Origin of the sequence: Methanosarcina horonobensis HB-1 = JCM 15518 (genome assembly GCF_000970285.1) — an archaeon.
Lineage (GTDB): Archaea > Halobacteriota > Methanosarcinia > Methanosarcinales > Methanosarcinaceae > Methanosarcina > Methanosarcina horonobensis.
Map to the genome: position 1 here is coordinate 64,595 of NZ_CP009516.1, position 13,310 is coordinate 77,904.

At 41.6% G+C, this 13,310-nt stretch carries 13 protein-coding genes and 2 tRNA genes; 6 read left to right on the top strand and 9 right to left on the bottom strand.

Going from position 1 to position 13,310, the window contains the following annotated elements:
* Window position 1: 1 nt before the first annotated feature.
* From MSHOH_RS00270 to MSHOH_RS00285, 4 genes are all read right to left on the bottom strand, one after another.
* On the bottom strand, window positions 2-841 hold the full coding sequence (locus tag MSHOH_RS00270) for a shikimate dehydrogenase (RefSeq protein WP_048136633.1): 840 nt from the start codon (window positions 839-841) through the stop codon (window positions 2-4).
* Window positions 838-1,566: a type I 3-dehydroquinate dehydratase gene (gene aroD / locus MSHOH_RS00275; protein WP_048136634.1), complete on the bottom strand. Its 729-nt coding sequence runs from the start codon at window positions 1,564-1,566 to the stop codon at window positions 838-840. Before aroD ends, MSHOH_RS00270 begins: the two co-directional genes overlap by 4 nt.
* A 99-nt stretch (window positions 1,567-1,665) precedes the next feature.
* Complete coding sequence (locus tag MSHOH_RS00280) at window positions 1,666-2,808, bottom strand: 3-dehydroquinate synthase II (RefSeq protein ID WP_048136635.1); 1,143 nt, start codon at window positions 2,806-2,808, stop codon at window positions 1,666-1,668.
* A 145-nt stretch (window positions 2,809-2,953) separates the two neighbouring features.
* Window positions 2,954-3,751, bottom strand: a complete 798-nt coding sequence (locus MSHOH_RS00285; RefSeq protein ID WP_048136636.1) for a 2-amino-3,7-dideoxy-D-threo-hept-6-ulosonate synthase — start codon at window positions 3,749-3,751, stop codon at window positions 2,954-2,956.
* A 468-nt stretch (window positions 3,752-4,219) separates the two neighbouring features.
* Here MSHOH_RS00285 and MSHOH_RS00290 point away from each other — a divergent pair, with 468 nt between their 5' ends.
* Window positions 4,220-4,789 (top strand): GMP synthase subunit A, encoded by a 570-nt coding sequence (locus tag MSHOH_RS00290; protein WP_048136637.1) that lies wholly within the window; start codon window positions 4,220-4,222, stop codon window positions 4,787-4,789.
* A gap of 83 nt (window positions 4,790-4,872) precedes the next feature.
* Here the strand turns inward: MSHOH_RS00290 and MSHOH_RS00295 are convergent, their stop codons facing one another.
* The 3 genes from MSHOH_RS00295 to MSHOH_RS00305 form a co-directional block, all read right to left on the bottom strand.
* Entirely contained in the window at window positions 4,873-6,204 is a 1,332-nt protein-coding gene (locus MSHOH_RS00295) for a signal recognition particle protein Srp54 (RefSeq protein WP_048136638.1), read from the bottom strand.
* A gap of 350 nt (window positions 6,205-6,554) precedes the next feature.
* Window positions 6,555-6,629 (bottom strand) — tRNA-Met (locus MSHOH_RS00300).
* A 69-nt stretch (window positions 6,630-6,698) separates the two neighbouring features.
* A tRNA-Met gene (locus MSHOH_RS00305) sits at window positions 6,699-6,773 on the bottom strand.
* Between the two features lie 262 nt (window positions 6,774-7,035).
* On the opposite strand from MSHOH_RS00305, the gene MSHOH_RS00310 reads away from it, so the two are divergent.
* Window positions 7,036-7,227, top strand: coding sequence for a hypothetical protein (locus MSHOH_RS00310; RefSeq protein ID WP_048142930.1), 192 nt, complete (start codon window positions 7,036-7,038; stop codon window positions 7,225-7,227).
* A 109-nt stretch (window positions 7,228-7,336) separates the two neighbouring features.
* Here the strand turns inward: MSHOH_RS00310 and MSHOH_RS00315 are convergent, their stop codons facing one another.
* Window positions 7,337-8,188, bottom strand: coding sequence for a protease inhibitor I42 family protein (locus tag MSHOH_RS00315; RefSeq protein ID WP_048136639.1), 852 nt, complete (start codon window positions 8,186-8,188; stop codon window positions 7,337-7,339).
* Window positions 8,189-8,563: 375 nt separating this feature from the next.
* Complete coding sequence (locus tag MSHOH_RS00320; protein ID WP_239451118.1) at window positions 8,564-9,316, bottom strand: helix-turn-helix transcriptional regulator; 753 nt, start codon at window positions 9,314-9,316, stop codon at window positions 8,564-8,566.
* Window positions 9,317-9,726: 410 nt separating this feature from the next.
* Between MSHOH_RS00320 and MSHOH_RS00325 the strand changes: the two genes are divergently transcribed.
* The 4 genes from MSHOH_RS00325 to MSHOH_RS00340 all read left to right on the top strand — a co-directional run bounded on the left by MSHOH_RS00325 (window position 9,727) and on the right by MSHOH_RS00340 (window position 12,857).
* A complete protein-coding gene (locus MSHOH_RS00325) occupies window positions 9,727-10,401 on the top strand; it encodes a phosphoribosyltransferase (protein WP_082089180.1) in 675 nt (224 codons plus the stop codon).
* A gap of 353 nt (window positions 10,402-10,754) precedes the next feature.
* Window positions 10,755-11,213, top strand: a complete 459-nt coding sequence (locus MSHOH_RS00330; protein ID WP_048142933.1) for a Zn-ribbon domain-containing protein — start codon at window positions 10,755-10,757, stop codon at window positions 11,211-11,213.
* A gap of 262 nt (window positions 11,214-11,475) precedes the next feature.
* Window positions 11,476-12,183 carry a hypothetical protein gene (locus MSHOH_RS00335; protein WP_048136641.1) on the top strand — a complete coding sequence of 236 codons (708 nt, stop codon included), beginning with the start codon at window positions 11,476-11,478 and terminating at the stop codon, window positions 12,181-12,183.
* 134 nt (window positions 12,184-12,317) lie between these two features.
* On the top strand, window positions 12,318-12,857 hold the full coding sequence (locus MSHOH_RS00340) for a hypothetical protein (protein WP_048136642.1): 540 nt from the start codon (window positions 12,318-12,320) through the stop codon (window positions 12,855-12,857).
* Window positions 12,858-13,310 lie beyond the last annotated feature (453 nt).

Sequence of the window (13,310 nt, forward strand, 5' to 3'; positions counted from 1 at the left end):
TTCAAGCCTGCAGAGCCTCCAGTACTGTTTTTTTCATAAGCTCTACCGGAGGTTCAACTCCTGTCCAGAGTCTGAAAGCTTCTGCTCCCTGATAGACGAGCATTAAAACTCCGCTTATTGTTTTTGCTCCTGCAGCCTTTGCTTCTTTTAAAAGCCTTGTCTCAAGTGGGTTATAAACTATATCAAAAACAGTAAGGTCGCTGTAAAGTTCTTCTGCTGTTGCAATAGTAGTATCTGTGTTCGGGTGCATTCCGAGAGTTGTGGTATTTATCAGGACATCTGCATCCCGCAACAGTTCTTTTAACCCTGAAAGCCCGGTACCGCTTACTTTTCCCGGAAGGGCTGCAGCCGAGATCTCTTTTGCAAGTTCGATTGCCCTTTCTTCAGTCCTGTTTATTACTGTTATATCGGCTCCATCAGCTGCGAGCTGGAAAGTAACTGCCCTTGCTGCCCCTCCTGCCCCTGCAACCACAATTCTGGACCCCCCAATTTCCACTGCACTATCCAGAAGCGCCTGCCTTGCTCCCAGTCCGTCAGTGTTATACCCCTGGATTCCTGATTTTTCGAAGACCACAGTATTTATTGCTCCGATTCTCTTTGCAAGGGGATCAGGCTTGATGAAGTCCAGTTTCAGAGCTTCCTCTTTTAAGGGCACTGTCAGGTTAAGCCCTCCAAATCCCATAGCTTCGGCTCCGAGAATCGCTTTTCCCAGTTTTTCCGGTCTGACCCTGAAAGCGTGATAGATGCAGTCCATACTAAGGGCTGAAAAAGCTGCACTATGCATGGCAGGGGAAAGGGAATGACCTACAGGGTCTCCAAATACACCAAAAACTTGCTTCATTTTAGCATTTCCATTATTTTCTTAATTTCGTCTACCGGAAGCTGACCTGGAGCCGCAGTTGCATCACTTTCTATCGAACCATATGTCAGGACTGAACCATAGAGAGGGGCAACCACTCTTGTATGCTTTCCTTGCCTGCCCATTGCAATGGTACATACCGGTTTTCCTGCATTCTTAAAGTCCAGAGCAACTCTCAGCAGGTTAAGGGTGTCTTCCATTGATTGGGGCATGACTGCAAGTTTGGCAATATCTGCCCCTGTAAGAAACATTTCCTCAAGAGTTGTCCTCATATCCTGAAGAGAAGGAGTTTTTAAAAAGTCGTGGGAAGAGACGATTACGGTTTTTCCTTGGTCTTTAGCCGCTTTTATAACTTTATCTCTTTCTTTCCTGCCGGCAGAGAGCTCGATGTCAATAGCATCCGGACCATCTTTAAAAGAAAGGAGGCCTGTAAGAAGTCCTGTTCTATCTTCTTCTTTTCCTTCCCACTTTCCTCCTTCTGCCACGGAACGGTTAGTAACGAGTACAGGAAGCCCGGTTTCGGATTTTATTTTACTTATTGTTTCTGCAGCTTTTTCCAGGTCCCTTATTCCCAGTAAATCCAGCCGGATTTCGAGAATATCAGCTCCTTTTTCGGCTGCCTTTTTTGAAGCTTCAAGAGGTTTTTCAAGAATTACTGCAACAACTGCAGCCTTTCTTTCAAGGTCAAATGAGCCTATTTGAGTCATGCTTTTTCCGAGCCTGGCAGTTAATGAATCTAGTTGTCACTCAGCTTTTCCTGGTTTATTTCTGGTTTGTTTCTGGTTTACTTCTGGTTTACTTCTGGTTTATTTCTCTATGATTGTCTCTTCGATTTTTTTGCCGAAATGCCTGGCTCCTTCTTCGAGACGTACCAGAACCTCATCTCCCTTCTTTAGTTTTGCAACCGAGATGGGGTTTCCATCCTTTCCTACGAGCTTGATGGTCTCGGCGTTTTGCAGGATTGCAGTTAAAGTCCTGTCTCTGGCTTTTGCTTCAATTAACATGAGTGGGCGGCTTTCGATCTTGACCCTGCCGACTATACCTTCCCGCTGTTTTCCTTTTGAATCCACGATAGTTACGGCATCTCCTGTTTGGAGTTCTGAGAGATAGCGGGTTTTATCTCCAATTTTGATGTAAGAATGAACCGCACCTGCATTTACCCTGAACGGGCGAGCTGCCACGTAAGGGCTGTCATCTGATTCGGAATTTACCAGGAACATTCCGCTTGCCTGCGAACCTATGAGCATGCCTTCTCCGCGCTGCATGAGGTTGCACGTATCGACACAGACCCGGTCTCCCATTCCAAGGGGCTCTACTCTGGTCACAACTGCAGACTCGAGTTCGGCACTTTCGCTTTCAAGTTCTCTTGCAGCTTTTATCGTGTCTTTTATTTCCTGGGGGTTTCCGCTGTCAAGAAGGACCCCGTCAGCCCCTGTTTCAAGGGTCTGGAATGCAAGTCTTGCTTCCTCAGCACTTTTTACTCCAAAGATGATCTTTACTTTCTCACGCTGGAGGTCAGCTATCAGGTTTTCGAGAGGGATAACTTTCCAATCCGTGCCGGTAACGAGCAGATAATCGCAGATTTTTCCCATTTCGGCTGCGAAGCGTTCATAATGTTTATCCTTTATGACCACATATCCGCCTACGGTTACGCCTTTGTCGGTTAACAGGGTTGCCGCATTTACGTCAAAAGAACCCGGAATCTCCTTTGGCAGGGGTTTTGTCCCGTCACCTTCTCCTCTTTTCCCTACGACCACGATGTCAGCTCCGGACTTGTTATCGCGGGCAAAGGCTGCAACTGTGATGTTTCCGAGTTCCCTGACTTTCTGTACGTCTCCTGGGTTTACAAGTACACAGTCGGCTCCGGACTCCAGGCCTGTCGTGATCCTTTCTTTCTGTTCTTCCCATCCGCCTTCATCGGCTTTTATCCAGACGCTTTTCTTTTTCAAAGGCTTTCAACCCCGTTCATAATTCTGTTTTTTTACTCCGGCTTTATTCGGTATGTTATCCCCGGCAATTTCCGGTATCCTTCGTTTTGTGATTTTGTTCGTTTCGGGCTTGATTTTTACTTCTTAATCTTTTCTCAAGATTCTTTTACTTTAGCTGTTCCAGAGCTTCTTCTACCGGTCTTCTGTGATGCACGATTTCGCAGATAGCCCTGGTCAACCTCACAGGGTCCCTGTGCTGGAAGACATTTCTTCCTATTGCAGCTCCTCTTGCTCCTGCTTCCATTGCCCCGTCAATCATTTCAAGAAGGTCCCTGTCAGTTGAGGTTTTTGGTCCGCCTGCAATTACTACAGGTACAGGGCAGCCCCTCACAACATCTCTGAAACTGTCAGGGTCTCCTGTGTATACCGTTTTTACAACGTCAGCCCCGAGTTCGGCTCCAATCCTTGCTGCATGTGCCACATTTACAGGATCGTGGGGATTTGTGATCTTTTTGCCTCTCGGGTACATCATAGCAAGAAGAGGCATGCCCCATTCCGTACAGTCCCTTGAAATTGTTCCGAGCATTTCGAGCTGGTCAGCTTCTGTATTGGACCCCACGTTGATGTGCATGGAAACTGCATCAGCTCCCATCTTTATTACTTCTTCAACAGTGCAGACCTGCACTTTGGCATTGGGATCGGGACTCAGAACAGAAGAGGCACTGATATGCACAACAAGCCCGATATCGTGGCCGTAGCCTCTATGCCCGTACCTGACCATACCTTTTTGCATGAGAACTGCATTTGCTCCTCCTTCGGCAACCCTATTAACTGTGTCGGTAATATTAATAAGCCCTTCAATAGGTCCGTCAGAGATTCCGTGGTCCATCGGAATAATGACCATGTTTCTGCTCTCCCGATTCATCAGCCTTTCTATGCGAATTTTTTTGCCGATTTCTGACATTGTGATTCCCCTAAGTTTTGAATTAATCTACTTTATTTGTAAATTTTGTTAGTTTTATCGGTTAACTCTTTCTGGCGTGCTAGTGTGTGACATACTAACACGTATCTCCTATTTAAACTTATTCAAACCCCGATTTTTATTCAGTTTTTTAGCTGTTCTGGCACTGAACGAGCCATTGATCTAATTTGTACATCTATGTACTACTATGTTCAGTTCTTAAAGCTTTCTCTTCTTTTTTCTCTCCTTATAGCTTACTATGGTCGGTGATTGTTCTATCTCAGCTTCTGCAATAGGTGCCATGAGCTTTTTTGAGTAGCTCTATTATCTGGAAGTGACGAACTTAAAAAGTAAGAAAGCGCTGAAGCAAAGTCCGGAAGATACAAGAATTAAAATAGGATAAGATGGGCTAATAGAATAAGCTCAGAGCATGAGAACATTTTATATTTGTAAACAGGAACGGAAGAAATTATGAGAGAATTAAAAATCCTTGTTGTAAATAACTACGGACAATTTTGTCACCTTATTCACAGGGCTGTCCGGGATCTTGACATGGATACAAAAATTATTCCCAATATAACCCCTATAGAAGATATTCTGGCAGAAGAGCCTGACGGGTTGATCCTGAGCGGAGGGCCGGAAATGGAAAGAGCAGGCCTTTGTTTTGACTATGTGCGGGAAATCGATATCCCTATCCTTGGAATCTGCCTCGGGCACCAGGCAATTGCCCTGGCTTACGGGGGCCATGTCCATGCAGGGAAAAAAGGCGGCTATGCCGAGGTTGAAATTGAAGTCATAGAAGAAGACGATATACTCAGAGGGCTCGGCCCAAAAACAACGGTCTGGGCTTCCCATGCTGATGAGGTCGCTATTCTCCCTGAAGGGTTCATCCATCTTGCCCGCTCGGATATTTGTGAAATTGAAGCCATGCGCCACCCCACAAAACCGATTTATGGTGTCCAATGGCATCCTGAGGTTTCCCACACTGAGCAGGGAGAAGAGTTACTGATGAATTTCTTTGAAGTCTGTGATCGGTACTGATTCTTCAAGAAGTACTGACCCTTCAAATGTAAGCTATTAACAAAATTAAAAAGTTACAAAACTAAAAGAGAAGTCGGGGACTATTACATCCCCATTTTCTTTTTCATCATTTTCTGAATATTGAATTTTCCGCCTCTAAAGCCTTTCAGAGCTGTCTGCATGGTTTTATGGTACTTCAGAAGCTCCCTGACCTCTTCGGGACTGCAGCCAGAGCCTCTTGAGATCCTTTTGATGCGTGAGCCGCCTATGAGCCTTGGGTCTGTCATTTCCTCTTCTGTCATTGAGTCCATGATGACCTTGTAGTTTTTCATTTTGTCACTTGTGGCCTGGAACATCTCATCTGAAAACTTCATGCCTCCCATTCCGCCCATGCCCATAGGGAGCATTGACATGATCTGCTTGAGGGGACCCATTTTATTCATCGCTTCAAGCTGCTTGTACATATCTTTCAGGGTGAAACGTCCCTGCATAAGGGCTTCGACATTGACGTCTTCTTCGCTCAGGCTCTCCTCTGCCTTTTCCATCAGGCTTTTGAGGTCTCCCATTCCGAGCAGTCTTGAAATGAACCTGTCAGCTTCGAACTTTTCAAAGTCCTCCGGGGTTTCCCCTACTCCGATAAAAGCAATCGGAGCCTTTGTTTCGGAAACGGCTGAAAGTGCTCCACCACCTTTTGCTGTTCCGTCCAGTTTTGTAATAATAACACCAGTAATCCCTACGGAATCGTTGAAAGCGTGAGCCTGCTGGCTTGCCTGCTGCCCTATACCTGCGTCCAGAACCATGAACTTGTGGTCAGGCTTTGCAACAGCATGGATCCTCTCCATTTCGTCTATAAGGTCGGCTTCAAGGGCGTGCCTGCCTGCAGTGTCCACTATTTTTATATCGTATTTATCAAGCGCTTTAAGCCCGTGTCTGGTAATCTCGACGGCATCGGGATTTCCTTCTTCTCCATAAAATCCTACATTGAGCTTTTCAGAGAGAGTCTTGAGCTGGTGGTAAGCCCCCGGCCTGAAGGTATCTGCGGCAACAACACCTGCTTTGAGCCCTTTTCTCTGGAAATAGCGGGCAAGTTTTGCAGCACTTGTGGTTTTTCCGCTTCCCTGCAGCCCAACCATCATGATTGTCTGGGGCTTGAGCTGGATCTCGGCTCCTTTCCCGATGATGTCCATTAATTCCTGATATACAATGCGGATTACATGCTCCCTCGGATTCATGCCCGCAGGAGGATCTTCTTTCAGAGCACGCTCTTTGATTCTCTGCGACATCCCCATTACAAGTTTTACGTTAACGTCAGCCTGGAGCAGAGCGCGCTGAATATCCTTTACTACTTCATTGACCGTGCGCTCATCAATTCTCCCTGCGCCGATCAGCTTCTTGAGTGCTCCCTGTAAGGAGTCTCCCAGTTTTTCCATTACCATATGAGAATCGTCCTGCTTAATTTTGAGGATGGATAAAAAGATAGTTTGAATTTAGTTTGTTTAAACTTAATCTAGTTTACTTGAGTTTAATTTAATAGTCTGTATACGAAGTTGTTTTTGTTACTATTTTTTGCTGCTACTATTTCTTTCCTTTATAAGAAAGTGATTTTTTGGAATTTATCTTAGCCCTGTATAAGAAGTAATCTTTATTTAATAAGCCTTTTAGTTTCAGATTTTTGAAAAAGGTATGATAGAATGTATAAAAAAATCGAAATATGGTGCAAAGACCGGTTATTTAAAGTCCTGAATATAAAAACGGAAAAAAAATAATTCCTGAATATTGTTTTTAATAGCGGGGGATGGATTCGAACCATCGGTCTACGGGTTATGAGCCCGTCGGGATCTCCTGGCTACCCCACCCCGCTACAGGGCTTGCTGATTATTTTGACTAAAAGAATAATCATCAGGAAAAGAGTTATCTGAAGTTTCTCTGATAGCGGGGGATGGATTCGAACCATCGGTCTACGGGTTATGAGCCCGTCGGGATCTCCTGGCTACCCCACCCCGCTACAGGGTTTTACACATCAGGCACTTTGCCTGAGACAGCTATCAGAACATACTAACGATTACTTATATACTTTTCGCTTGGCCCCTCAATCTTTCCGTAAATTTTGGAGAACTTGTGGGGCTGATCTATGTAGCTATTCAGGAACTTTGCAGTTTCAACCTGACTTTACCAGATTAAATTTCTATCGATTTCTTATTTCTTTCTACCGGCTCTTCAGAATTTTTCGGGAAAAATATTTGAAAGCCGGAACCCCACATTATACTATGACCAGATGTTTGTTTTGCGGGGCCTATTGCGAAGTAAAATGCGGAGTCTACTGTGAAACCTATCCCGGAAGCCCGGAAGAAAAAGAACACAGGGAAGATGCAAATATACTCGGGTGTACCCGGATAGGCACGTCGTATATCTGCGACAGCTGTCTCAAAGATTTAAAAGAAGCTCTTGGACTCCTGTGAAAGCTCCGGAGGACAAGATTGTGACCTGCATGAAATACGTTTTCATCCTCACTTTCATTTTTGAGAGAAAATAAAAAGGAAGTAGGGGTCTGAAAAACGAATCTGCAGCTCAGACCACTTCAACATTAAGTGTAAATCTATCTTCCGTACCGGTTTCATTTTCCCAGGATCTTCTATATACTGCTGTTACCTGCTGAGTGCCTTCAGCCATGGCTTTAATTTCCCATAAGTGAACTCCTCCTGCACCAACAAGAGGCTGTTCACCTTCTTTAGATTCAGGAGGATAATATGTTCCTGAGACATTATCGAGTCCCTGGCTCAGGTTGAGCTCCCAGGAATAGCCTGTAGTCGGGTTTTCCTCAAGTCTCAGGTAAAAGGTCTCTCCTTTTTCGAGAGTTATATTTGTTCCATTCGCAGCTTCGGTTATTACCTGCTCTGTAGGCATAGAGTTCGGCGTTTCCTCTAAGGTGTTATCAACAGCAAGCTCAAAAGATCCGTTTACTCCGTTTACATTTACAGTATAGTTTCCGGCACTGAGACCCTGCACTTCAAGAGGAATCGTTTCTCTAAAATTCTCTATAGCCTGAGTGCATATCGCATCTTTTGGGCGCTTTGTCGTGATATTGATATTGAACTGATTTCCTTCTCTTTCAGTCTTTATTTCGTTAATCTCGGTACATCCGTCAGGCAGGTAACCTTCTGCTATCACGTATATCTGCACAGGAAAAGACTCAAGAATCAGAACATCGATACTTTCCACGTTTGCCATACCATATATGTACTCCTGTCCGCTGGTGTTCTGACTGCCTGGACCTTCGGTTTCGTTATCCGTATTGTTTTGCCCGTTGTCAACGCAGCCGGAAAGAGCAATTGTGAAGATTAAGAACAGGACTGCCATTAATTTCACAGTTTTTGCAGATCTGATATTTATTACATGATTTTCATTTATTTTTCCTTTCATTGTCTCCCTCTTATTCCTCTTTACAGAGGAAAAAATAATCCTGTTTGAATTTATTCTTTGCTTAAGCTTCGGTTCTGTTCGCAGCTTTAATTCTAAAATTGAAGTAAATTGCGGGTTGAAAGATAAGTAGAAAAGAACAGCTTTTACAGGCTGCGACAAGGTAGAGAACAACTTGCAATAATGAAATTTGCCGACAGAAAAAACAGCCTTTACAGGCTGGGATTCAGCATCAGTACTCTATCCACAAAAATACAGTACTTCAGGAAATAAGCCCGGTAGTCCTTATAAATAGAAATCAGGGTATTTTTTCACCTGTAGAAATTAGAAAAATATATTTTGAGATCAAATTTCTTTCGACAAGTTTTTTGTCAGAATTTATTCTTTTATCTCCTGAGCCTGGCCTTTGTAATGGAGAATAAGCTCTTCAGCCCATTTCAAAGAAGCGGGTTCAGAAGCTATAATACTCTCCTGGTCGTAGGTTCCTTTCCATGTAAGGAAATCAGCCATCATGAAACATTCAGTTTTTGTCAGCATAGCTATTTTCATTTCTTCGGCATAAACAAAAAGTTGTCTGTTTTTTCTGGTTAGATAAAGTTTCAGTTCTTCCTCAAAATCGTTTTCTAACCTTTTGTAAATTCTCTTTGTCACTATAAGGGTAATTCCAACATTATCATCTTCAATTCTTAGAAAATATTCCGGGAATGCCGGATGGAATATTGAAGATAGAGATAATATGTTTTTTGATTTCTCTATGTTTTTTAGGAATATGGCAGAAGTCTCGAAAATTTTATCGGGATCGGGTTTTACAAGAGAATATGGTTTTAGTTCGTTAAGTCTCCTGAGGAAGGCTGGAGACAAATCACTCAGATCGCGTTCCTGCCAGAAGTTTTTATGTCCTTCAATGACCTCAAGAGTGTCAAGCAGAGGTTGCATTTTTTCGACCAGGATTTCTGCCAGAGGGGTAAGACTGTACTCTTTGTCATCCTGATGAACCAGAAATTCCTCCTTTAATTTTTTAATCTGTGGAAGCATTCCTGTCGGGGTGACATTAAGAAGGTTTACGATTTCTTCCATTGTCCTTCCTCCGTCTTTGAGAAGGAGCAAAAGATCCCTTCTTTTCTGGGACATAAAGAGCAGGTCTATCAACATTCTATTCATTGTTTTCACTTTCTTTTTCATTTTCCAGACTCGCGCCTTTGCGGGGATGCTATTTTTACTCTTCTTTTTTCTGGAAACTCCCTTGAGCCTATTGTTTATGGAGACAGTATATAAATATCTTTGATTTAAATATTTTTTGAAATAATGTTTTAACCGCACCAGATATACCAGTAAGTTTTTAATTTGCTTTAAAGTGTTTCTTTTTTACCTTTTTTCTGAACTATTTTTTTAACAAGATAAGAAAACTTAAAGTCTATGGGTTGAATTATATAATCTCGAAGGTGGAGTTAGGACATAAGTGCTCCTGAAACAGTATAATTTCCTGACCAACACACCGGGTTTCGGATCCGGGAGGGTTTTACATAGAATCGTTTAGATGTGTGCTTACGAACTGGGATTATATTTATAACCTGTGCAGAAATATTTCAAAAGAAGTCAAAAGCTCCGGGTATGAGCCTGACGTTATTATCGCCCTTGCCAGAGGAGGCTGGTTTGCAGGACGTGTGCTGTGCGATTTCCTCGGTCTTGATGATCTTTCCAGCCTTAAAATCGAGCATTACATAGGGGCTGCAGCTATCGACACCGGTGAACCCTATATACGATATCCTCTCTCAGACAGTGTAATTAAAGGGAAAAAAGTGCTGATTGTGGACGACATAGTGGATACAGGAGAAAGCATGATCAGTGCTAAGGATTACATTGAAAGCCGGAACCCCAGAGAGGTTCGAACCGCTTCTTTACAATACCTGGGGAGCTCGAAGATCGATCCTGATTATGTGGGAGAGAAGCTTGAAGATTGGGCATGGATTGTCTATCCATGGAACTTTATGGAAGATATGATAAGTATTCTAACAAAAGGTATGAGAAAAGACCCTGAAAAACTCTGGAGTCTTGAAGATCTTAAACATAGCCTTTACACAAACCATGCTCTTGATCCGGTAGTTTTTGAAATTACCCAACCTGGCAGGCTTCCGGAAGTTCTGGAAGAAATGGATAGAATCCATAGAACTGCTTCTGATATTATTGATGGGAATAAGTACTGGAAACTTTTATAAAAAAGTTGTATTATCTGTGTGTCTATCGATAACTATTCTATATCGAACGAGGAAGTTTGTAGTCGGTAAGGGCAAAAAGCCCTCCGGTGAAAGGAAGTATTTCGTTAAAATTACTAAATAAAAAAACTGTAAATACAAATATACATATTTATTAAAGGTATTTATTTAAGATATTGTTTAAGGTATACTGATAATAGGTATCCATTACACATAAGAATCAATTCCATACTCAATTCAGGTACCCGTTAAGTTCTCAGTTTAACAATCAACCAATGTATGTATCCAGTTAAGATACAGATAGACGGGTATAAACTGCATCAATTATGTTCATATTATTGATTACCGGTGAACTCATGCCCCATAGATGTACCAGATGCGGAACAATTTTTGAAGACGGGGATTCTGTAATTCTCAGCGGCTGCCCGAGCTGCGGCTGGAATAAGTTCCTCTATGTGAAAAAAGAGCCAGAAGGTTTGGAGAATCAGGGAAGAGTCGCTCTGGAAGAACAAAAGCTGGACCTTGAAGCTTCTCTGGATGAGGTTGTTAGGAATATTGACGAAGCCCTTGCATCCGGAGAAAAAGACAGGGAGCAGCAGTCAGAAAACGAAAATAAAACTGACGAGGAAAGGGTGGAATCTGTAAGGATTCTTGGTCCCGGTTCTTATGAACTTAATCTGGATTCTCTTTTGGAGCGAAAAGAACTTGTTATGGCAATCAGGGAGGAAGGTTCATATGCTCTCCATTTGCCCTCTGTCTTTAACCAGCAGAAGGAAAAACAAAAAGATAAATCAAGAGCAAAGAAGCAAAGATAATCTCTAATTTTTTATTTTTTGTCGGCTTTCCCATTTTATATCTATTTTTTGATTTTTTAAGCTTTTCTTCACCATATACTTTTTTAGCTTTACTTATTATAACTATTTATATTTTCATGTAGTTCTCTTATTTTTTTTATTGACTTAATAGTTTTGACATATTAAGACATGAAATAAAAGAACAAAGTTCTTCTAGGATAAGTGCAGATTAATTCTTAGTTTGGGAGGTTGTCACTTATTCTCTCGACGTTGAGGAATTTGAATGAAAATAGATAGTACCATGAAACTATTTGCCCTCTTCCTGGGTCTGGCTACTCTTTCAGGATTTATGGTTTTAACCGATGGTAGTAATAAAGTTAAAACTTCTGAAGATACTGGAAGGCGATTTGATAATATTACTTCCGATGAAAAGTTGCTCAAGAAACTTCCAGAAACTTCGGGAAAAGATATTGTTAAGAAAGTCGAGATTCAGGGTGCTTCATTTAAGCCTCAGAAACACTGGGAAGGATTCGAAACAGTCACAATAAATATTGAAGAATTTGAGAATACTGCTGTAAACGGAAACGTAAGTCTCAGGCTATTAGAGAGAGATTTTGAAGTACAAATCAAGGAAATTTCCAGACTTAGCGGAGGGAAATCATATTGCTACTCAGGGTATGTTAAAGGAGATCCTCAAAGTAAGGCAACCTTCTATGTTTGTGGTGAATTATTTAGTGGTTCTATAGAGCTAGAAGATCTGATGTACAATATTGCAGTCACTTCTGAAGTAAACGATGGAAAAACTGTTCATATCGTGTTTATAATGGACTGGAAAAAAGACAGAGAGAGACTGAAACACTTGATGAATCCTCTGACATATCTTACCTTCGGGAAGGAAAAAAAGGATGATATGTTATTGATCCTGGCTCCTCTGAGATGCTGTACACCGATCTATAATCCGTCCGGAATGTCCTATATCAGTCTAGATTGAATCTGTTGGGGGGTTAGGATACGCAGAAAAAAGTAAAAAGTTTAAGTGCAGTCATCATTGGCATAGCAGTATTATTCTATATTCTTCCTCTATTCTATGAGACTTTTAACTATTATCCTCCAGTGGTAGAGGATATGCCTCACAGAAGGACTGTTCAGATTTGGAATACTTTTACAAATCAAAGGGTAACTCTTGATGCTGAGATCCCTTCAATACCTGTAAATCAATTGCCGGTGTATCAGGGGAAATCTCCCTCAAGCACCCTTAATGTCAGTTTTACTGATTCCAATGAGTCTCATAACAGCAACTATACAGGGGAAATCTGTTTTCTTGTCGTGAACAACAAGATTGCAGAAAGCAAGTTTAATTTAGCTGATAATGCTACAGAACTGAAACCTATGGAAATGGCAAGTTTCCAAACAACGGGTCTTAACGACTCAGGAAAATACATAATCCAGCAAATAAGAATTCGAAATTTCGTCACTCAGAAAGGTAATATACCTATGTTTTCACTGGGAAGGATCAGAATTACTGAGGTCGAGTTTGTTTATTTCAATAGTTTTGACACTTATTCCTATAGATATAAAGGTCAAACCACATATTATCCTGCATGGAAAATTACGGCTGAAACCTCAAATTACGGAAACGAAGTTTTGATGGTTAAAGCGGTTTAACTCTAAGGCGAGAAGTCCCCTTCCTCGCTTTCATCAGAAAGCAGGGAGGGGTGATTCACTAAATGCTTTTTCTCTTACCCGGACTCGGTGATATTGATTCTGTATAATGAAAGATCTTTCATTTCTGGATAACTTCAGCCAAATCTCCAGGTAATCTGAACACGGATCATCTTATGGAAAAACTTATATATTATTATTGATAACTATTGGTTACTAACTATTGCTCACACACCATAGTTAGTATTCTGGCCGGGAATATTCTATAAATCCTGTCATACAGATTCGTAAATTTTCTTTACGTAGATCTGAGCAGTAACAAGATGACAATTCAAGTGATCTGCAGGAAAGATCAGAACTTTAAAACCATGCAAGGCATATAATACATAATAATTATCATAAAAATATATAAAAAACAAAATTCTAAATTTATTACTAACATATTATAACATTTCA